This window comes from Streptomyces sp. (genome assembly GCF_019510245.1).
GTDB lineage: Bacteria > Actinomycetota > Actinomycetes > Streptomycetales > Streptomycetaceae > Streptomyces.
The window spans coordinates 131,170-151,983 of sequence record NZ_JAEKKT010000133.1; the positions used below are offsets into that span (position 1 = coordinate 131,170).

Annotated in this window: 16 protein-coding genes; 11 read left to right on the forward strand and 5 right to left on the reverse strand. The window is 72.2% G+C overall.

The features are described 5' to 3' along the window. Positions 1–32: 32 nt before the first annotated feature. A complete protein-coding gene (locus JF597_RS18455; RefSeq protein WP_293995924.1) occupies positions 33–1,988 on the reverse strand; it encodes a PAS domain S-box protein in 1,956 nt (651 codons plus the stop codon). Between the two features lie 351 nt (positions 1,989–2,339). Here JF597_RS18455 and JF597_RS18460 point away from each other — a divergent pair, with 351 nt between their 5' ends. The 6 genes from JF597_RS18460 to JF597_RS18485 all read left to right on the forward strand — a co-directional run bounded on the left by JF597_RS18460 (position 2,340) and on the right by JF597_RS18485 (position 9,689). Continuing rightward, positions 2,340–3,482: a substrate-binding domain-containing protein gene (locus JF597_RS18460; RefSeq protein WP_293995926.1), complete on the forward strand. Its 1,143-nt coding sequence runs from the start codon at positions 2,340–2,342 to the stop codon at positions 3,480–3,482. A gap of 103 nt (positions 3,483–3,585) precedes the next feature. Further along, on the forward strand, positions 3,586–4,938 hold the full coding sequence (locus JF597_RS18465; protein ID WP_293995928.1) for a sugar ABC transporter substrate-binding protein: 1,353 nt from the start codon (positions 3,586–3,588) through the stop codon (positions 4,936–4,938). A gap of 29 nt (positions 4,939–4,967) precedes the next feature. Continuing rightward, a complete protein-coding gene (locus JF597_RS18470) occupies positions 4,968–5,948 on the forward strand; it encodes a carbohydrate ABC transporter permease (protein WP_293995930.1) in 981 nt (326 codons plus the stop codon). Further along, the gene (locus JF597_RS18475) at positions 5,945–6,808 is read left to right on the forward strand and encodes a carbohydrate ABC transporter permease (protein ID WP_293995932.1); all 864 of its coding nucleotides are present in this window, start codon (positions 5,945–5,947) and stop codon (positions 6,806–6,808) included. The genes JF597_RS18470 and JF597_RS18475 overlap by 4 nt, the downstream gene beginning before the upstream one ends. Positions 6,809–6,831: 23 nt before the next feature. Beyond that, positions 6,832–7,812, forward strand: coding sequence for a hydroxyacid dehydrogenase (locus JF597_RS18480; RefSeq protein WP_293996145.1), 981 nt, complete (start codon positions 6,832–6,834; stop codon positions 7,810–7,812). Continuing rightward, complete coding sequence (locus JF597_RS18485; RefSeq protein WP_293995934.1) at positions 7,809–9,689, forward strand: DUF2264 domain-containing protein; 1,881 nt, start codon at positions 7,809–7,811, stop codon at positions 9,687–9,689. The genes JF597_RS18480 and JF597_RS18485 overlap by 4 nt, the downstream gene beginning before the upstream one ends. A 31-nt stretch (positions 9,690–9,720) precedes the next feature. On the opposite strand, the gene JF597_RS18490 is transcribed toward JF597_RS18485, so the two are convergent. Further along, positions 9,721–9,924, reverse strand: coding sequence for a hypothetical protein (locus tag JF597_RS18490; RefSeq protein WP_293995936.1), 204 nt, complete (start codon positions 9,922–9,924; stop codon positions 9,721–9,723). A gap of 55 nt (positions 9,925–9,979) precedes the next feature. Between JF597_RS18490 and JF597_RS18495 the strand changes: the two genes are divergently transcribed. Next, on the forward strand, positions 9,980–10,960 hold the full coding sequence (locus tag JF597_RS18495; protein WP_293996147.1) for a D-cysteine desulfhydrase family protein: 981 nt from the start codon (positions 9,980–9,982) through the stop codon (positions 10,958–10,960). A 55-nt stretch (positions 10,961–11,015) separates the two neighbouring features. On the opposite strand, the gene JF597_RS18500 is transcribed toward JF597_RS18495, so the two are convergent. Together JF597_RS18500 and JF597_RS18505 are read right to left on the reverse strand one after the other, a co-directional pair. After that, on the reverse strand, positions 11,016–12,689 hold the full coding sequence (locus JF597_RS18500; RefSeq protein ID WP_293995939.1) for an esterase-like activity of phytase family protein: 1,674 nt from the start codon (positions 12,687–12,689) through the stop codon (positions 11,016–11,018). A 173-nt stretch (positions 12,690–12,862) separates the two neighbouring features. Beyond that, positions 12,863–15,625, reverse strand: a complete 2,763-nt coding sequence (locus tag JF597_RS18505; RefSeq protein WP_293995940.1) for a lectin — start codon at positions 15,623–15,625, stop codon at positions 12,863–12,865. 355 nt (positions 15,626–15,980) lie between these two features. On the opposite strand from JF597_RS18505, the gene JF597_RS18510 reads away from it, so the two are divergent. Both JF597_RS18510 and JF597_RS18515 read left to right on the forward strand, forming a co-directional pair. After that, a complete protein-coding gene (locus JF597_RS18510) occupies positions 15,981–17,468 on the forward strand; it encodes an FGGY family carbohydrate kinase (protein WP_293995942.1) in 1,488 nt (495 codons plus the stop codon). A 46-nt stretch (positions 17,469–17,514) separates the two neighbouring features. After that, the gene (locus JF597_RS18515; protein WP_293995944.1) at positions 17,515–17,943 is read left to right on the forward strand and encodes a VOC family protein; all 429 of its coding nucleotides are present in this window, start codon (positions 17,515–17,517) and stop codon (positions 17,941–17,943) included. A 54-nt stretch (positions 17,944–17,997) separates the two neighbouring features. On the opposite strand, the gene JF597_RS18520 is transcribed toward JF597_RS18515, so the two are convergent. Beyond that, positions 17,998–18,987, reverse strand: coding sequence for a YafY family protein (locus JF597_RS18520; protein ID WP_293995946.1), 990 nt, complete (start codon positions 18,985–18,987; stop codon positions 17,998–18,000). Between the two features lie 92 nt (positions 18,988–19,079). On the opposite strand from JF597_RS18520, the gene JF597_RS18525 reads away from it, so the two are divergent. Continuing rightward, the gene (locus tag JF597_RS18525; protein WP_293995948.1) at positions 19,080–19,478 is read left to right on the forward strand and encodes a VOC family protein; all 399 of its coding nucleotides are present in this window, start codon (positions 19,080–19,082) and stop codon (positions 19,476–19,478) included. A gap of 125 nt (positions 19,479–19,603) precedes the next feature. Beyond that, positions 19,604–20,809: a cytochrome P450 gene (locus JF597_RS18530; RefSeq protein ID WP_293995950.1), complete on the forward strand. Its 1,206-nt coding sequence runs from the start codon at positions 19,604–19,606 to the stop codon at positions 20,807–20,809. Positions 20,810–20,814: the final 5 nt, after the last annotated feature.

Here is a 20,814-nt window from a genome sequence, read left to right on the forward strand (position 1 = left end):
TCCCTCTGGGACGTCAGGGCGTGCGTGCGCAGTCACAGCCGCAGTGTGAACCAGGTCGTCTTGCCGTCGTCGGTGGGGCGTACGCCCCAGGTGGCGGCGAGGGTGCGGACCAGGAACAGGCCGCGGCCCGACTCCTCGTCCCCGGCCGCGTTGCGGGGCCGGGGCAGGTGCGGGCTGCGGTCGCTGACCTCGACGGTGAGTTCGGTGGCGGTGCGGCACAGGTGCAGGCCGATGGGGCCCTCGGCGTGCTGCACGGCGTTGGTGAGGGTCTCGGACAGCAGCAGGAGCGCCTCGTCCGCCGGGCCCGTGCAGTCCCAGGAGAGCAGCGCCTTGCTGAGGAAGGCGCGGCCCTCGGGCACGGAGGAGGCGACGGCCGGGAGGTCGGTCGTCACGGCGGCCGGGGGCGCGGCCGGGAGCTGGGCGAGCAGCAGCGTCACGTCGTCGTCGTGGCTGTCGGCCTCCGGCAGCAGCCGGGTCAGGACGTGGTCGGCGGCGGTCTCCAGGCTCGGCGGGGTGGTGAAGAACCCGCCCAGGACCGAGGTGAGTTCGGCGATCCGGACCTCGATGTCGCTGCCGGGCGTCTCGACCAGGCCGTCGGTGTAGAGGATGAGGGTGGCGCCGGGCGGCACGGACGTCGAGGACTGCTCGTAGAGGATGTCACCTACCCCGAGCGGGGCGTTGACCTGCGCCGGAAGCCTGCTCACGGAGCCGCCGGGGGTGGCCACCAGGGTCGGGAGGTGACCGGCGGAGCAGACGGTCACCGTGCCCGTGTCCGGGGCGATGGTGAGGTAGCAGCAGGTCACCAGCTGGTCCGGCACGTCGAGGTCCTGGACGCAGGTGTCGAGGGCCTGCATCAGCTGCCGGGGCTGCATGCCGGTCTTGGCCAGCGCGTGCGCAGCCGAGCGCAACTGCCCCATCACCGCGGCGGCTTCGAGGCCGCGGCCCATCACGTCGCCGATCAGGACGCCGACCCGCCCGGCGCCCAGCGGGATCAGGTCGAACCAGTCGCCGCCCACGCCCGCGCCCTGCGTGGCCGGCCGGTAGCGGCTCGCGGTGGCCAGCCCGGGGATCGCGGGCGGCGTGCCCATGAGGCTGCGCTGCAGGGTGAGCGCGATGTGCCGCTGCTGCTCGTACAGCGCGGTCAGTTCGGCCTCCGCCCGCTTGCGGTCGCTGATGTCCCGCACGATGGCGCACGCCCCGACGACCGTGCCGTCGGTGTCGCGGGTCGGCCAGAGGGTGACGTCCACGTCGAGGAGGCCGCCGCCCTTGGTCAGCCGGAGCGTCTCGAAGTGCTCGACCTTCTCGCCGTGCAGCAGCCGCTCCAGGAGCGCACTGATCTCGCCGCGCAGTTCGGGCGGGGAGAGCAGCGACACGTGCCGGCCTATGACCTCCTCCGCCGTGTAGCCGTACAACCGCTGGGCGGCCGCGTTCCAGTACGTGATGTAGCCGTCGAGGGTGTTCGCGAGGATCGCGTCCTGGGACGACTCGACGAGCGCGGCGAGTTCGTTGATGCGGGCCTCGGCCGCCTTGCGGTCGCTGACGTCGCGGACGGCGGCGGAGACCAGCAGCCCGTCCGCGGTCTCCAGCGGGCTGAGGCTGATCTCGACGGGGAACTCCGTGCCGTCCTTGCGCAGCCCGTGCAGGTCGAGCCCCGCGCCCATCGGACGGACCTGGCGGTTGGCGGCGTACCCGTCGCGGTGGAACGTGTGGTGGCCACGGAATCGGTGCGGCATCAGCAACTCGACCGGCCGGTCCAGGAGTTCCTCGCGGCCGTAGCCGAAGAGGGCCTCGGTCTGGGCGTTGACGAGCCTGATGGTTCCGGTGTCGTCCACGATCACCATGGCGTCGGGTGCCGCCTCCAGCAGGCCGCGGAACCTTTCTTCGGCAGCCTTCGGCCCGTCCGCTCCGACGGCCTCGCCGCACCGGCAGGCCTCCCGGTCCGCTCCGGTCGCCGCACAAGCCAGACCCGACTCGGCAAACGTGCCCATGTCCGCCCCCTCCCGCCGGTCGTGATGAATCAGGTCATCTCAGCGCATCGGGACGGCGACCGGGGCGGCATGTCAATTACTGTCCGCCGTCCGGCCGAAACCGTCCGTCGACGACTCACTGCGGCACGGTTCCATGACCCCGGGCCCGCGTACGGCGACCGTCGCACGGGCAGCCGGTGTGCCGCCGCTCCGCACCTGGGATCCGCGTGCGCCCCTCCGGCACCGGGTGCGCGGGCGGCGGTCTCCGCCCGAATCGTTCGCACCGGATCGGCGCCGTCAGTCCGCTGGGTATGCTGCCGACGAAGCGCTCAGCGAATCGCTCAAACGAACAACGGGTTGTGGGGTGCCCTCATGCGCGAACCGGCCGATCGCAGACGGCAGCGGATCCTCGCCGCGGTGCAGTCGCGCGGCGCGACCCGGGTCACCGATCTCGCCGCGGAGCTCCAGGTGTCCGTGGCGACGCTCCGGCGCGACGTGGAGGAACTGGCTCGTGAGGGCAGACTGCGCCGGGGGCACGGGGTGGCCCGGCCGCTGGTGCCCGAGGCGGAGCCGGCCGACACACCCCCGCCGCCGTCCGGCGACGGCGGTCCCGTCGCGGTGGTGGTGCCCGAGCGCCACGCCTATCTCTACGAGGCGCTGCACGGCGCCCGGACCATGTTCGAGGAGGCCGGGGTCCGTATCGCGCTCCACATCGCGCCGCCTGTCCCGGGGGCCGAGCAACCGCTCGTTGAGCGGGCGCTCGCGGACGGCGCGCGGGGACTGCTGATCGCTCCTCGGTGGCGCGGCCGGGACACCGAGGAGGCGGACTACGCCTGGCTCTCGCGGCTGGACGTGCCCGTGGTGCTGATGGAGCGCAAGCCGCGGCGCGGCAGCGCGCTGCACGCCGTCGACACCGTGTGCACCGACCACTGGTACGGAGTCCGTCTCGCCGTGGACCACCTGACGGGGCTCGGCCACCGGCGGATCGTGCTCGCCGCCCGCGACGACAGCCCGACGGCGCGCGCGGTCCGGGCGGCCTTCACCGAGATCGCGGCGGACCATCCCGGCGTCGACAAGTGGGCCGTGACGCTCAGTTCACCGACCGCGGTACCGGATCCGGCGGCGGCAGCCGGGAACCAGCCGGTCGACCTGCCGTCGCTGATGGCCGAACTGGGGGCGACCGCGGCCGTGCTGCACGGGGACGTGGACGCCCTGATGCTGGTCCAGTCGCTGCGGGACAACGGCGTGCGGGTGCCGGAGGACTGCTCCGTGATCGCGTACGACGACGTGGTCGCCGCACTCGGCAGCACTCCGCTGACCGCCGTGTCCCCGCCGAAGGCTGCCGTCGGCCGCGCGGCGGCGGAACTGCTGCTGCGCCGGCTCGGCCCACGGGATCCCGGGAGGGCCGACGCGCCGGTGCAGCGGCTGGACCTGCTGCCCGTCCTGAAGGTCCGGGGGTCGGCCCAGGCGCCGTACGCCGGTACGACCCCGGGTGCAACTCCCGTCACGGAATGAGCGTTTGCGCGTTTATTCCTTTCTTGAGCGATCTATTGACCATATTCGCTCAGGCAATCAGTATTCCCGTGACTCGAACACGTAGGAGCCGCGGGAGGCGCCCATGCCTGATCGGCAGAGCCGTCGGTCCGTGCTCGCCGCGATCACCGCGCTGCCGCTCGCAGGCGCCCTGAGCGCCTGCGGCGGGGACGACAGCGCGTCCGTCCGATCCGGGAGCAGCAGCAGGTCCGGCAGCAAAGGCACGACCACCATCACCTTCTGGTCCTCACTGCGCGGCAGCCAGCAGGTGGTGGACGCGTTCAACCGGACGCACCGTCACATCCAGGTGGACTTCGAGCAGATACCCTCCGGCTCCCAGGGCGGGTACCTGAAGCTCAGCAACGCGGCACGGGCGGGCAACGCCCCCGATGTCGCCACCATCGAGTACCCCCAGCTTCCGGGCTTCGCCATCGACGGCGTCGCCCGCGACATCACCGCGCTGGTCAGCGACGGCCTGCGGGCGAAGCTGCTGCCGCAGTCGCTGGGCCAGACGACGTTCCAGAAGCGCACGTACAGCGTGCCGCTCGACATCGAGCCCATGGTGATGCACTACCGCAAGGACCTGTTCGACAGGTTCGGGCTCGACGTGCCCGCCACCTGGGACGAGTACGCCGAACTCGCCCGCGTCGTGCGCCGCACGGGAGGGGACCGCAGGATCGCCACCTTCCCCACCGACGGCATGACGCAGATGGCCGCCTGGTGCTGGCAGGCCGGGGCGCAGTGGTTCGGCACCTCCACGGGAGCGTGGAACGTGTCCCTGGCGGACGCCCCGACGCGAAAGGTGGCCGCCTACTGGCAGCGGCTCATCGACGAGGACCTCGTCTACTGCAACGCCTCCAGCGCCCGTCTCTACGACGCCCAGATCGGCAACGGTCTGGTGCTGACCCGGCTCAGCGGCGCCTGGGACGCGGGGGCGCAGATGAACGCGCGCCCGGAGCAGAAGGGCGAGTGGCGTATCGCCCCGCTCCCCCAGTGGGCCCCCGGCACACCGGCGCTCGGCACGCACGGCGGCTCGACGTTCGCCGTCACGAAGGACAGCAGGCACCCCGAGGCCGCCATGGAGTTCATCGAGTGGCAGGTCGCGGACCCCGCGTCCCTCAAGGCCCGGCTGTCCAGCGGCGCGAGCAGCCAGTACCCGGCGGCGACCGGACTCGTCCCGGTGGGACGCGCCGCGTTCGACCGCTCGTACTACGGCGGCCAGGACGTCTACCGGCTGTTCGAGCAGGAGGCGCACAAGATCCGCGACGGCTGGGTGTGGGGCCCGCGGATGACCGCCACCGGCTCCGTCATGCAGGACGCGTTCGCCCGGGCGGGGGCCGGTTCCGGGACGATCCTGTCCGCCATGCGGGCCGCGCAGGACGGCACGATGCCCGATCTCAGGGCACTGGGCCTGGCCACCACCCAGCACTCGACGTGAACGCCCGCTTCCAGAAAGGCAGGTGACCCATGACCGCGACAGCAGCCGCGGCCGGCGCCGCGGCCGCCGCACAGCCGGCGGAGGTCTCCCGGCGCAGGGCACGGCGCTCGGCGCGGCGCCGCCGCCACGGCGCCGCGGGTGTCCTGATGGCACCGTTCTTCGTCCTCCTCACGCTCGTGTTCCTGGTCCCGGTCGGCACCGCGGTGTGGCTGAGCTTCTTCAGCGCCGACGAGCCGGGGCTCGGATTCGGCCCGGAGCGCACCGTGTTCGTGGGCCTGCGCTCGTACGCCGCCGTGCTCACCGACCCGACGTTCCTGTCCGGGCTCGGCACCGTCGGGCTGTACTGCGTGATCTACATCCCGCTGATGGTGATCGGCTCCCTGGCGCTCGCCCTGCTGCTCGACTCCGGTGTCGTGCGGCTGCGTTCCTGGGCCCAGCTGGGCCTCTTCCTGCCGCACGCGGTGCCCGGCATCATCGCCGCCCTGATCTGGCTGTACCTGTACACGCCCGGCATCAGCCCGGTGATCGAGGCGCTCGGCAGGGCCGACCTCACGGTCGACTTCCTCGGCCTGCACACCACCCTGCCGTCGATCGTCAACATCGCGCTGTGGAGCAACCTCGGCTACAACATGGTCGTCTTCTACGCGGCCCTCCAGGCGGTACCCCGCGACGTGCTGGAGGCGTCCGTGGTGGACGGCGCGGGGCCGGTGCGCACCGCGCTCCAGGTCAAGGCCCCCCTCGTACGCTCGTCCGTCGTCATGGTCGCGATGTTCACGCTGATCTGGGCGCTGCAACTGTTCACCGAGCCCATGCTGCTCCACCAGTCCTCGCAGATGATCAACAGCCGGTTCTCGCCCAGCATGTACATCTACGACGCCGCCTTCAGCCGCAACAACTACTCCCTCGCGGCCGCCGCGTCGGTGATCCTCCTGCTCCTGACCATCGCCCTCTCCTACGGCGTCACCCGCTGGACCAACCGCGTCGACTCGGCCGAGGAGAACACCCGATGAGCACCCCGCACTCCACCATGCTGCGCCCGCGTGTGCTGGGCAGGGCGACCGTCAACGTCGTCGTCGCCGTCTCCGTCCTCTACACGCTGCTGCCGGTGGCGTGGCTGGTGCTCGCCGCGTCCAAGTCCCGCGACGCGCTGTTCAGCAGCAGCATCCTGTCGTTCAGGGACTTCTCCCTCGTCCAGAACGTCAGGGACCTGTTCGCCATGGACGGCGGGCTGTACGGCCGCTGGTACGGCAACAGCCTGCTGTACGCCGTCCTGGGCGCGGCGCTCGGCGCGCTGATCAGCGTCGCCTGCGGATACGCCTTCGACAAGTACCACTTCCGGCACAAGGAGAAGCTGTTCGGCCTGGTGCTGGCGGCCGTCATGGTGCCCCAGACGGTCCTCGCGCTGCCGCTGTACCTCATCGCGTCCGAGACCGGTGTCGTGAACACCTTCTGGTCGGTGTTCATCCCTGTCCTGTTCAACCCGTTCGGCGTGTACCTGGGGCGCATCTTCGCCCAGGGCTATGTGCCCGACGAGGTCCTGGAGGCGGCCCGCGTCGACGGCGCCGGCGAACTGACGACGTATCTCCGGGTGTCGCTGCGCATGCTGGGGCCCGGCCTGGTCACGGTCTTCCTCTTCCAGCTGACGGCGATCTGGAACAACTTCTTCCTGCCGATGGTGATGCTGTCCGACCAGGACCTGTATCCCGTGAGCCTCGGCCTGTTCCAGTGGAACAGCCAGGCGACCGTCTCCCCCGAGTACTACCCCGTGGTGATCACGGGGTCGCTCCTCGCGGTCCTCCCCCTCGTCCTCGCCTTCGCCTTCCTCCAGCGGTTCTGGCGCTCCGGCCTGACGGCGGGAGCGGTCAAGTGAGCAAGCCCCGCGCGGCCTTGGCCATGTCGACCGCCGCGGCGGCAGCGGTCTTTCCCGCACCCTCACTGGCCGCCCTCGCGCAGGTGTGCGACCTGGCGCCGCCGCCGGTTCTCGACGATCTGACGACGTCACGCGCGCGGGAGGTCCTCGCCGGCGTCGAGGTGCTCGTCACCGGCTGGGGCTGCCCGCCGCTCGACGCGGACGTGCTCGCGGCGGCGCCCCGGCTCAAGGCCGTGGTGCACGCGGCCGGTTCGGTGCGGGCACACGTCACCGACGCCTGCTGGGACCGGGGTGTGGAGGTGTCGTCGGCGGCCGCGGCCAACGCGCTGCCCGTCGCCGAGTACACGCTCGGCATGATCCTCCTGCACGGGAAGCACGTACTGGAACGCGCCCGCGACTTCCGGCGGACCCGTACGCGCGAGGACTGGCTGCGCGTCCCGGACCAGGTGGGCAACTACCGGCGCACGGTGGGCATCCTCTCCGCCTCCCTGATCGGGCGACGCGTCGTCGAACTGCTGCGCCCCTTCGACTACGAGGTGCTGCTGCACGACCCGTACGTCACCCGGGCCGAGGCCACCGCGCTGGGCGTGGAGCCGGTGGAACTGCCCGACCTCTTCGCCCGCGCCGGCCTGCTGAGCGTCCACACCCCGCTGCTGCCCGCCACCCGCGGGCTGGTCGCCCGTGACCTGCTGCACGCGATGCGCCCGGGGGCCGTGCTGATCAACACCTCGCGCGGCGCGGTCGTCGACCAGGACGCGCTCGTCGAGGTGGTGCGCGCGGGCCGCATCCGGGCGGTGCTCGATGTGACGGACCCCGAGAACCTGCCCGCCGACCATCCCCTGTGGGACTGCCCGAACACCCTGATCACCCCGCACCTGGCCGGTTCCCAGGGCAACGAGTGGCGACGGCTCGCCGACACGGCCGTGGGCGAGGTCGCCCGGTGGGCCGCTGGCGACGGTCTCGCCCATCCCGTACGACGCGAGAGGCTGGCGTTCCTGGCATGAGCATCCCGTTCGACCTTCCGGCCGAGAACCGCCGGCTGAGCCCCCGTACCGGCTACACCCGCGAGCACTGGGAGGCCGTCGCCGACAAGCTGCTCGGTGCCGCTTGGCGCTGGGCCACCCCCGGTGGCGCCCTGCTCGACCTGCCGGGCCGTCCCTCGAGGTCCGGTGTCCGCTCGGACGGCCTGGAGGGCTATGCCCGTACGTTCCTCGCGGCCGGCTTCCGGATCGCGGGGGCCGACGGCAAGGACCCGCACGGCTGGCTGGAACGCTACGCGACCGGCCTCGCGGCGGGCACCCGCTCTCCCGGACGGGACGACGCCGAGTCCTGGCCGCTGATCCTCGACCACCATGTCCAGGGCCAGCCGATGGTCGAGTCGGCGTCGGTGGCACTCGGCCTGTACCTGACCCGGCCGTGGCTGTGGGACCGGCTCGACGCCGGTGTACAGGACCGCGCCGAGCTGTGGCTGCGCGGAGCCCTGACACACACTCCGGCACCGAACAACTGGTACCTCTTCCCGTTCACGGTGGCGGCGTTCCTGGAGTCCGTCGGCCGCGGTGACGCGCAGACCGCGCGGGCCGGGGAACGGGCGCTCGGCCTGATGGAGACGTGGTACCGGGGCGACGGCTGGTACGCGGACGGCGACGGACGGGCCTTCGACCACTACAACGGGTGGGCACTGCACCTGTATCCGCTGCTGCACGCCCACCTGACCGGCGACGCGGCGCTCGCGGCACGGTTCGGGCCACGGCTGCGCGAGCACCTGGAGGGCTTCTCGCTCCTCTTCGGCGCGGACGGGGCCCCGATCCACTTCGGGCGCTCGCTGACCTACCGCTTCGCGGCGACGGCCGCGGTCGGCCTGGGTGCCGTCACCGGGCACACCCCCCTGTCCCCGGGCGCCTCCCGCCGGCTGATCAGCGGAAGCCTGCGCTACTTCCTCGACCGGGGCGCGGTCACCGACGAGGGGCTCCTCAGCCTGGGATGGCACGGTCCGCACGCCGCCACCCTCCAGGACTACTCCGGCCCCGCCTCGCCCTACTGGGCGTCGAAGGCCTTCGTGGCACTGCTCGCGCCCCAGGACCATCCCCTGTGGACGGCGACCGAGGAGCCGGCGCCGAGCGAGGGCCCCGACCGGGTGCTGGCGCTGCCCGCGCCCGGACTGCTCGTCCAGTCGACCGGTGCCGACGGGATCGTACGCCTGCACAACCACGGCAGCGACCATGTCCGGCCGCACGAAGGCGAGTCGGCGGCGGCGGACGACCCGCTGTACGGCCGCCAGGCGTACTCCACCCACACCGGTCCCACGTCCCGGGACAACATCGCGGACAACCATCTGTCCGTGGCGGTCGGCGGCGTCGCGAGCGTGCGCCGGCGCATCCACCCGCTCGGCGCGGGGCAGGGCGACGGCTGGGGCTGGGCGGCGTCCTGGCACCGGCCGGTGTTCGCGTCCGGGCCGCCGATGGTGCCGGGGCTGCGCGTCGAGAGCGTGACCGTGGCACGCGGCCGTCACGAGCTGCGGGTCCACCGGGTGGTCGGGGCACCGCACGGAACACGGGTCACCCTCACCGGCTGGGCCACCGAAGCGGTGCGCTCCGAGCTGGTCGGGCTGCACGGCTGGAGCACGCAGGACAGGGTGCGCGCCCCGGAGGGCACGGCCTACGAGCCGTGGGTGCGGTTGCCCCGGCTGTCGGCAAAGCTCCACGGGACCGCGGTGTTCGCCGCGCTGGCCGCCCTTGGTGCCGGACCGGAGGCGCCGCCGCTCGCCGACGCCGTGGCCGAAGTGGACTGGTCGGACGGTGAGTTGCGGGTGCGCTGGGCCGGCGGATTGCGGACCGTCGTGTCCTTCGAGCCGCTTCGCGTCGAAGCGGCCCTGCCCTGACGGCCCGCTCGCGCGGTCAGGCGTTGAAGCGCTACGACCCCGCCCGCGCCCGGTACACCCGGTAGGCGGCGCCGCCGGAGGTGTCGTCGCGGACGAAGGTCACGCCCGAGGGGGCGGTGACGGGTCTGCCCCGAGTGGGTACCCAGATCTCGGCCTCCGTGTTGTAGGGGACGGTCACCGCGAGGTCGGTGCGGGGCGAGGTGGATACCCGGCGGGCGTGTCCGGGCGGCAGCATGGGATGCACGGGCCGGCAGCGGGCGCGGAGTCGAAGGGGTTGTCGCATGGGCACGATGCACGAGGAGCACCACAAGGTCACCCTGGCCTCCTGGCCGACACCGCTCGAACCCGCCCCTCGGCTCGCGCGGGCCCTGGGACTCGGACCGGACGACCTGTGGATCAAGCGGGACGACCTGATCGGGCTCGGCGGCGGCGGGAACAAGGTCCGCAAGCTCGAGTGGACCTGCGGGCAGGCCCTCGCCGAGGGTGCGCGGACCCTCGTCACCAGCGGGGCGCCGCAGAGCAACCACGCCCGCCTCACCGCGGCGGCCGGGGCCCGGCTCGGCATGGACGTCGTACTCGTCCTCGCGGGCGAGCCCACCGGCACGGCCGAGGGCAATCTGGCGCTCGACGGCCTCCTCGGCGCGAGGGTCGTGTGGGCCGGCGCGGTGGACGGAGCCGGACTCTCCGCCGCCGTCGACCGTGTCGTCGGGGAACTGCGCGACCAGGACGCCGCTCCGGCGCTCGTTCCCTTCGGCGGATCGAGTCCCGTCGGCGCCCTCGGCTACGTCGACGGCGGGCGCGAGCTCCTCGCGCAGGCTCCCGACCTGGCCACCGCCGTGGTCGCGCTGGGCAGCGGTGGCACGATGGCCGGGCTGGTGCGAGCCCTGGGCGAGGACCGCGTCCTGGGCGTGCACTGCGGGGCCGTGGCGGATCCGGGACGCACACTCGGCCTGCTCCTGGCGGAGCTGTACGCGCCCTCCCCCGCGCCGCGGCGGCCACGGCTGCGGCTCGACCAGGTCGGGGCCGGATACTCCCGGTTCACCGAACCGGTGGCGGAGGCGGTGCTCCTCGCCGCCAGGACCGAGGGACTCGTCCTGGATCCCGTCTACACGGGGCGCGCCATGGCCGGTCTCGTCGCGGCCGTCCGCGACGGGGACATCCGCCCGGGTGAGCGCACGGTCTTCGTCCACACCGGAGGACTGCCCGGGCTCTTCGGTCACCCGGAGGCACTGCGACGGGCTGGAGAGGTCCTGTCGGACCGCACCGCGTGAACCCCGGGTCCGTCTGCCAGTGGCGGGCCCGGGGCGGGGCGGGGCGGGGAGTGCGTCAGCTCACGCGGACGGTGACCGTGACGGTCTTGAGCACGGCCGGCAACTTGGTGGTGTCGACCTTCAGGATCTCGCCGCTGTCGGCCTGGCCCGTGGCCGGCAGCACCTTCTGGTGGACAGTCCAGGTGCCGTCGGGGTCGACGGTGACGGTGTCGATGCCGAAGTCGTCGTCGTTGGACAGGTACAGCGTCCTGCCGGCGTCCACGGTGGCGACGCCCTCGACCTTGTCGTGCGCGAAGAACTTCCCGCTGGGGTCGAGCTGGCTCACCAGCGTCCCGACGTCGAGGTACGGCTGCTTCTGCGCGACCTGGACGCCGGCACCGGTGAGAGCGGTGAGAGCGGCGTTGGTGCCGACCTTGCCGACGAACGCCTCGGGCGACTTGCCGCCGATCGTCAGCCCACTGACGTCGGTCGCGCCGTTGATGTCGACCTCGTAGAGGGACTTCCGGGCGAACGGCTCTGTGTTGCCGTCGCGTTCGTCGATGAGGAACTTCGTGCCGGACAGCGCCGTGATCTCACTGTTGGCGTCACCGGTGGTGGCCGGGTCGTCCAGCAGGTACAGGTACTGCCTGGTCCTGAACGTGCGCAGATCGACGGTGACGATGCGGGTGGGCGCGACGTTCGACGCCTTGGTGCCGCCGAGGTCCGGCTGCTGCAGCGCGGCCTGCATGACGCCCACCAGGGTCGAGCCGTCCGGCGTGACCGTCAGGCCTTCCATGCCCTTGTTCTTCAGGCGGTTGGCCAGTTCGGCCGGCAGGTAGCCGACGATCTTGTGGTACTGGTTGTCCTGGCTGTCCTTGTACGGCGTCAGCCGGCCCAGTTCGTAGCCGTCCGCGTCGAAGTGCGTGAGGTACGGGCCGTACTCGTCCGAGACCCAGAACGTGCCGTCGGGCAGCGCCACCAGGCCCTCGGAGTCGTAGCCGTAGGGGTCGCGGGCGACGGGCACGGGAGTGCCGCCGTTGGCGTTCGTGGCGTTGACGTCGTCGATCACCTCGCTCGTGTCGTGCGGCGGACGGCCGCTGTACTGCACGCCCCCGAGACTCTTCGGCCCCTTCAGGGTGATCTTCCCGACCAGCTCGGCCCTGCCCTTGTCGAGCTTGAACTCGCCGATCTGCGGCGTGAAGCCGGTGAGCATCTCCGACTTGTTGCCGTCCGGGGCGTCGGCATTGGGACCGCGGTCGGTCAGTCCGTAGAAACGGCCGGGCTTCCCCGGCACCGGGGCGAGCGAGGAACCGTAGCCCTCGCCGGAGATCCGGGTGGTGGTGCCGCCCGGTCCGGCGACCGTCGCGAGCGCGGGCAGCGGGTCGCCGTTCCGCCGGGTGTCCTTGAACAGCTGTACGGCGTCGGTCGCCGTGTACGTGAAGGTGTCCGTGCCCTTGAAGCCCGCGTTCGGCGTGTACGTGAACGTGCCGTCCGCGTCGACCGTCGCCGTGCCGTGGGACGGGTCGGTGTGCCGCACGACCGCGGTCGCGCCGGAGTCGTTGCGCAGAACGTCGCCCGTCAACTTGGCGTGGCCGGAGAAGGAGTCGGCGACCGCGTCGAAGTCGTGCGTCGGGGCCGACACCCAGCCGTGGGCCTGGGCCACGACCGTGCCCGTGCCCGCCACGGCGGCGGTGACGAGGATCGCTATGCCGATCCGGGTGCGCTTGCGCAAGCGAGGTCTTGAGGTCATGCCCATGAACTTGCAGGTCAGTGGTGAACTCTGAGTCACCTTTGGGTGAACCGGCAGTTCAGAGCGGACCTGTTTTCGCTCCTCGGGCCGCGGTCCGCGGGGGCCGGCCGGGCGTGCGACTGCCCGGCCTGCCCGCGGGGGTGTCGGGTCGGCCGGCTCCCCCGTCGTCCGGCTCAGCTCGGCAGTCGCCAGTTCTCGGCCGCCGTGGCGTTGCAGGTGTACAGCTGGAGCTGGGTGCCGTTCGCCGTCGAGGAGTTGGGGTCGTCGAGGCACAGCTTGGACTCGGGGTTGACCAGTGACCCGTTGGCGCCGGCGGTCCACTGCTGGGCGCCGGTGCCGTTGCACGTCCACAGCTGGATCAGCGTGCCGTTGGTGGTCCCGCTGCGGTCGGCGTCCAGGCACTTGCCGAGGGCCCGGATCGTTCCGTCGCCGGCCACGATCCAGTCCTGGGCGTACGTGCTGTCACAGCCCCAGACCTGGACGTGGGTGCCGTCGGAGGTGCCGGAGGACGCGACGTCCGCGCACAGGTTCGAGGCCACCGCCGAGTCGAGCGGGCCGATCCGCGGCGAGGCCGGCGCGGTGGTGTCCCCCGCGTAGGAGGGCGGTGCCGCCGTGGCCGCGGCCGCCCACGACGTGTTGGCGCTGGTGCCGAGCGTGAAGTCCAGCATGCCGCCGGCCGTGATCGCCGTGGTGGGGGCGTAGGCGTTGTTCCACGCCGTGCCGTTCCACGCGGCGGACTGGACGTACGGGGCGTTGTCGGCGGCGCCGTTGCCGTTGATCGTCAGCGACTTGCCCGAGGGAAGGGTGACCACGGCCTGCGTGAACAGCGGTGAGCCGAGGGCGAGGTCGGAGGTTCCGGGCGTCTCGGGGAACATGCCGAGCGCCGACCACACGTACCAGGCGCTCATCGCGCCGAGGTCGTCGTTGCCGTCGGCCAGGCCGCCCGGGGTGTTCGACCAGATCTGGTCCTGGATCGCCCGCACCGTGCCCTGCGTCCTGTAGGGCTGCCCGGTGTAGTCGTACTCCCACGGGAGCTCGATGCTCGGCTCGTTGCCGACCCAGGCGTAGCCGTTGGCGCCGGTGTAGCTGCGCAGCACGGTGTCCAGGTAGTGGGTCATCGCCGTGTTGCCGCCCTTGGCGTGCGCCAGGCCGCCGATGTCGAAGGGCACCATCCCGGTGTAGATCCACGAGTCGGCCTCGACCATGTCGGTGCCGCTGGTGGGGTCGAAGCCGCCGGTCCACGAGCCGTTGGCGTTACGGGGTTCCACGAATCCGGAGGCGGGGTTGAGCACGTTGCGCCAGTCCTGCGCGCGGTTGGCGTAGGTCTTCTGGTCCGCGGTGTCGCCGAGCGCCCCGGCCATCGCGGAGACCGCGAAGTCGGCGGTGTCGTACTCCAGGGTGGTGGCCACCGGACCGTAGAAGTTGCAGCAGCCGTAGCTGCCGTCGTGCGGCAGGTATCCCGGCGAGTTCAGGTAACCGAGTCCGGGCCGGTCGTTGTTGGTGGTGCTCGCCTGCCTGACCATGTCGGCCAGGGCGGTCGTGGTGTCGAAGTTCCGGGCGCCGAAGGCGTAGTAGTCGGCGAGGACGGCGTCCGCCGGGTCACCGACCATGACGTACGACTCCCCGTTGTTCTCCGACCACTTGGGGAAGACCCCGGTCTGTGTGTAGTCGTCGACCATCGACTGCGCGGTGTCCGAGGCGGCCTGGGGCGCGACGAGGGCTTCGAGCTGGGCCTGCGAGCGGTAGATGTCCCAGCCGGAGTAGTTCGCGTACACCGCGCCGTGCCCGGCGTCCACGGTGTGCGTCTTCCCGTCGAAGCCGTAGTACTGGCCGTTGCTGTCGCTGATCACGTTCGGGTGCAGCAGGGAGTGGTAGAGCGCCGTGTAGAAGCTCTGCTGCTGTGCGGCCGTCCCGCCGGCGATCTGTACCTTGCCGAGCGTGCTGTTCCACGCGCTCTGCGCCGCGGTGCGGGTCGCGTCGAAGTCCCAGCCGGTGTTCTCCGCGGTCCGGTTGGCGACCGCGTTGGCGACCGACACGTAGGAGATCCCGACCTTGGCCTGCACGACCGGGTTGCTCGTGGTGTTGAAGGTGACGTAGCCGTTCGAGGCCGCGGCGTCGGGGGCGGCGCCGTCCTTGGCGGACTTCGCTGAGTTGCCGTGCAGGACCGGCTTGTTGGGCGTCTCGGCGGCGTTCTTCGAGGCCCTGCCCGTTGCCGGGGACGTGGTGGTCGACGCCTTGGCGAGCGAGCTGCCCTGCGCGGCGAACGGCTGGTCGAAGACCATGTCGAAGTACACGGTGTAGGTGTTTCCCGCGCCGCAGAAGTGGCCGCTGGTGACCTGCCCGCTCACCTCCGTGTTCGACACCTTGGTGAACTGGGTCGAACTGGCGCCGTTCTGGCTGCCGGTCAACTTGAAGAGCAGGTTGGCCTGGCTGGTCGAGGGGAAGGTGAAGCGGGCCATGCCGCTGCGGGTCGTGGTGGTCAGCTCGGTGGTCACCTGGTTGTTGAGCGCGACCTTGTACGACCCGGCGGAGGCCGACTCGTTCGCGTGCGAGAACGCGTCCGTGGCGCCGGTGTTCACGGCTCCCACCGTGGGGAGCACCGGTATGTCGCCGGCCGCGCCGCAGCCGGGGCCGGCGATGTGGGTCAGGCTGAAACCGGTGATCGACGAGTCGTTGTACTCGTAGCCCCCGCCGTCGGGACGCGACGGTGTGTCCGGGCTCCACTGCACCATGCCGAACGGGACGTCGGCCCCAGGGAAGTCGTCGGCCTGGTTCGACGTACCGATGAACGGATTGACCAGAGTCGCCGGCGCGGTGACGAGCGCGGCCTTCCCGGCCGCCCACGCCGGCGTGCACAGCCCGGCCGCGGCGAGCGCCGCGGCCGCGAGGAGACCGATCGCCGTGGTTCCGGGAGGTCTCGACAGTCGTGTGATCACGGGGGTTTGCTCCTCTACTCGGGAGTGGAGGCCCGACAACGTTGTCGGGGAACGTGACCCCGGATGACGAACGACGCGCCGAGTGTCTTGATCCCCGAGCCTGACAACGTTGTCCAACCATGGAGACGAGGTGCCTGAGATACGAACGCTTCGACGGATCCCGGGGCTGCGTGCGCCCCAGGAGCAGAGCGGGAACTGTCCGTGAAGCTAGCCACAAGGCAGGGGCATGTCAACGACTGCCGCAGGCCGGTCCGCCGAGTGCGGCGTGAGCGCGGCACCGGCGTGCGGGTCGCATCCGGCGGCACCGCGGAGCGGCAGGCTACGGTGGCGCATCCGGCGGTGAAGGAGGCAGCGCATGATCGACGTCGTCCTCGGAGTGGACGTGGGCACTTCCAGCACCAAGGGCGTGGTGGTGGACACCGCCGGCCACGTCCTGGGCGAGGCCGTACGCGGTCACGTGGTCGACCGTCCGCGGCCGGGGCACGTGGAGATGGACGCCCAGGTGTGGTGGGAGGAGTTCGTCTCGATCGCGGCCGAACTGCTGGACCGCGACGACATCGCCGTCCGAGCCGTCGGAGTCAGCGGCATGGGCCCCTGCACCCTGCTGGTCGACGACGCGGCACAGCCGGTGCGGCCTGCGGTGCTGTACGGCGTGGACACCCGCGCCGAGGAGCAGATCACGCGGCTTGACGGGGAGTTGGGGCCGGAGAAGATCTTCGACAGGTGCGGTTCGGCGCTGTCGTCCCAGGCCGTCGGACCGAAACTCGCCTGGATCCGCGAGCGGGAGCCCGAGGCGTGGACACGCGCCCGCCGCCTGCTCATGCCCGCGTCGTGGCTCGCGCACCGGCTGACCGGCGCCTACGTGCTGGACCTGCATTCCGCCAGCCAGTGCACCCCGTTGTTCGACATCCACGCGCAGCGCTGGATCCCCGAGTGGGCCGAGCACATCGCGCCCGGCATCGAACTCCCGCCCCTGCGCTGGCCGGGCGACGAGGCCGGCCGGGTGCGCACGGCCGTCGCGGGCATCCCCGCCGGGACGCCGGTCGTCGTGGGGACGATCGACGCCTGGAGCGAGGCCGTCAGCGTCGGCGGCCACGGCGTCGGCGACCTGATGCTGATGTACGGCACCACGATGTTCCTGGTGAACACGGTCGACAGGCTGGTGACCAGCCCGTCGATGTGGTCCACGGTCGGTGCCCTGCCCGGCACCCGCTGCCTGGCCGGCGGCATGGCCACCTCCGGAGCCGTCACCGACTGGCTGGGGCACCTCTTCGGCGGCATCGGCCCCGGCGTGCTCTTCGACGAGGCGGCCGCCGCGCCCCCGGGTGCCAACGGCCTCGTGATGCTGCCCTACTTCGCCGGGGAACGCACACCCCTCATGGACCCCGACGCCCGGGGGGTGATCGCGGGCCTGACCCTGGGTCACACCCGGGGCGACCTGATGCGGGCGGCGCTGGAGGCCACCGCCTACGGTGTCCGGCACAACGTCGAGACGATGCTCGCGGCCGGCGCCGACATCCGGCGGATCGTCGCGGTCGGCGGCGGCACCCGGGGCGGGCTGTGGCCCCGGATCGTCAGCGACGTCACCGGCCTCGAACAGATCGTCGCCCGCACCACCATCGGCGCCTGCTACGGCGCCGCCTTCCTCGCCGCCGGGCTGGTCGGCCGACCGGACATCACGGCCTGGAACCCGCCGGAGTCGGTGGTCCGGCCCGATCCCGCCACCGCGGACGTCTACGACCGGCGGTTCGCCCAGTACCGGGCCCTGTACGAGAGCACCACCGCGGTCACGCACGCCCTGGCCCACGAGCAGGTCACCGGCCTCGCGGGACGAACTCCCTGACGCCGCGGGGCGTTCAGGGGCCGAGGCCGGCTGCTATGGTGCGCCGATGTCTGCGATCAAGGAGTTCCAGGTCACCTTCGACTGCGCGGAACCCGAGCGCCTCGCCCGCTTCTGGTGCGAGGTGCTGGGGTACGTCGTACCGCCTCCGCCGGCGGGGTTCGCCACCTGGGAGGAGTACCAGCGTGCGCAGCCGGCCGAGCAGCGGGATTCATGGTTCGCGTGCACAGATCCCTCCGGGGTCGGCCCGCGGCTCTACTTCCAGCGCGTCCCCGAAGGGAAGGCCGTCAAGAACCGGGTGCATCTCGACGTGCGGGTCGGCACCGGCCTCGTGGGCGAGGAGCGCCTGGCCGCGCTGGAGGCCGAACGCGCGCGGCTGGTCCCGCTCGGTGCGGTGCACGTGCGGACGCTGTACGACGGCAATGACGCGTGCATCCCGATGCTGGACATCGAGGGCAACGAGTTCTGCATCGACTGACCGTTCCTCGGACGCGGCCTGACGGCGAACGGCCCGGTGCCGGCCCGTTCGCCGTCAGGCCTGGCGGGCGTAGGACGCGAGCCGGGCGGCGAGGGCGGCGACGAGGTCGCGCAGTTCGTCGGGGCGCTCGACGACGAACGGCCGGTCCAGTGCGGCGAGTACCGGCGGCAGCCAGTCGAGCCGCTCCGCCCGCAGTTCGACGCGCAGCCAGCGTTCGGCCGCCGGGTCCCGGCCCGCCGTCGGCTCGTCCTCCTCCAGGGTCGCGACGCCGGCGGGCAGACGGGCCCGGATCTGCTCGGCCGTCCCGTGGATCCGCAGGGTCACCTCGTGCCGGTATGCGGCCGTGGCGAATCCGGAGAGCACGCGCTCCGCCGGATCCGGACCCGCGGGCATCTCGAAGGAGCCGGGCAGGGTCCGCGCCTCCGCGATGCGGTCGAGCCGGAAGGTCCGGTCCTCGCCGATCCGGGCGTCGCTGCCCGTGACGTACCACCGGCCCGCGTGGGCGACGATCCCGTACGGGTGCAGTGTGCGCTCGCTGGGCCGCCCCTCGCGGTCGGTGTAGCGGACCGACACCGGTCGGCGGTGGCGTACCGCATCGGCGACGGTGAGCAGGACCTCGGCGTCCGGGGTGTCGAACCCGCCGGGCCGGTCCGTGAAGGCGAGGGCCTCCAGGAGGGCGTCGAGCCGACGGGCGACGTGCTTGGGCAGCACCCGCCGGATCTTCGCCGACGCCGTCTCGCCCGCCGTGAGCTCCGTGGTCGTCAGCCCGGTCCGGCGGCCGGCGACCAGGCCGAGCAGCACGGCCAGCGCCTCGTCGTCGCCGAGCATGAGCGGAGGCAGCCGGTACCCGGGGGCCAGCCGGTACCCGCCGTAGCGGCCGCGCACCGATTCCACCGGCACGTCCAGGTCGATCAGCTGGCCCACGTACCTGCGCACGGTCCGGCCGTCGACGCCGAGCCGGTCGGCGAGTTCGGCCACGGTCCGGGTGCCGCCCGACTGGAGCAGCTCCAGGAGGGTCAGCACGCGGCCGGTGGGTCGGGACATGGACACAACCTAGCGCCAATACCGGACCGATTCTGTCCGCTATTTCTCCTAGCCTGCGCGGTGCACGCCTTCCGCACGGCCAAGGAGATCCCATGGACTTCGTCTCGATCCGCATCATCACCGGCGACGTGGCCCGCCTCGTCGAGTTCTACGAGCGCGCCACAGGGGCACCGGCGACCTGGGCCACCGAGGACTTCGCCGAGCTCAGGACGGCCGGCGCGACCCTCGCGATCGCCGGTACCCGTACCGTCCCGCTGTTCGCCCCGGGCTCGGCACGCCCGGCGGAGAACCACAGCGTGATCACCGAGTTCCTCGTCGACGACGTGGACCGCGTCCACCAGAACCTGAAGGGCTTCGTCACCGACTTCGTCACCGAGCCCACCACGATGCCCTGGGGCAACCGGTCGCTGCTCTTCCGCGACCCCGACGGCAACCTCGTCAACTTCTTCACACCCGTGACTCCGGCGGCCGTCGCGAAGTTCGGCCGCTGACGGCCCAGCCGGGGCCGTTGGAGTACACGGCGTCCGTCTCGTGGGCAGAGTGCACCCTGTCCCGCGGGCGGCTTCGCCGTGCGGGCCGGCCGCCGCCTGCGCCCGCGCTGTCTAGGGTTGGGGGCATGGACGCCAGTACAACACCCCCTGCCCCGGCCGCCGTTGACCCCGCGGAGCTGCTCGCCGACCCGTACGCCGGGTACGCCCGGCTGCGGGAGGCCGGGCCCGTGCACCGCGTCCCCGGCACCGACGGGCTGCCGGCCTGGCTGGTGACGCGGTACGAGGACGTGCGCCAGGCCCTGGCGGACCCGCGGCTCTCCCTCGACAAGGCCAACGCCAAGCCGGGCGGCTACCGCGGGCTCGCGCTGCCGCCCGCGCTCGACGCCAACCTGCTGAACATGGACCCGCCGGACCACACCCGCGTCCGGCGCCTGGTGTCCCGGGCGTTCACGCCCCGCCGTGTCGCCCTGCTGCGCGAACCCGTCCGGCGGACCGCCGGCGCGTTGCTCGACGCCATGGCCCCCCTCGGCCGCACCGATCTGGTCGCCGCGTACGCGGCGCCGCTGCCCGTCACCGTGATCTGCGAGCTGCTGGGCGTGGCCGAGGCGGACCGGCCGGACTTCCGGGCCTGGACCGACGCCCTCGTCGTCCCGGACCCCGCCCGGCCCGAGCGGGCGAAGGAGGCCGTCGGGGCGCTGCTGGCCTTCTTCGCCCGGCTCCTCGCCGGCAAGCGGGCCGAGCCCGCCGACGACCTCCTCTCCGCCATGATCGCCGTACGGGACGACGAGGACCGGCTCAGCGAGGACGAGTTGATGTCGCTGGCCTTCCTGATCCTGCTCGCGGGGTACGAGAACACCGTCCATCTGATCGGCAACGCCACGCTGGCGCTGCTGCGGAACCCCGGGCAGCTGGCCACGCTGCGCGCGGATCCGGACCGGATCGGGCCGGCCGTGGAGGAACTGGCACGCTACGACGGGCCCGCGCCGCTCGCCATCCGCCGGTTCCCTACCGAGGACGTCACCATCGGCGGGGTCACCGTCCCGGCCGGCGAGACGGTGCTGCTGTCCCTGGCGGCGGCCCACCGCGACCCGCGCCGCTTCCCCGAGCCCGACCGGCTCGACCTCGGCCGCGACGCCACCGGGCACCTGGCCCTCGGTCACGGCATCCACTACTGCCTGGGCGCACCGCTGGCCCGGTTGGAGACCGAGATCGCCCTCGGCGCGCTCCTCGAACGCTTCCCCCGCCTCGAACTCGACGTCCCGGTCGAGCGGTTGGAGTGGCGTCCGTCGATGCGCACCCGCGGGCTGCTCGCGCTGCCCGTGCGCTACTGAGAGGT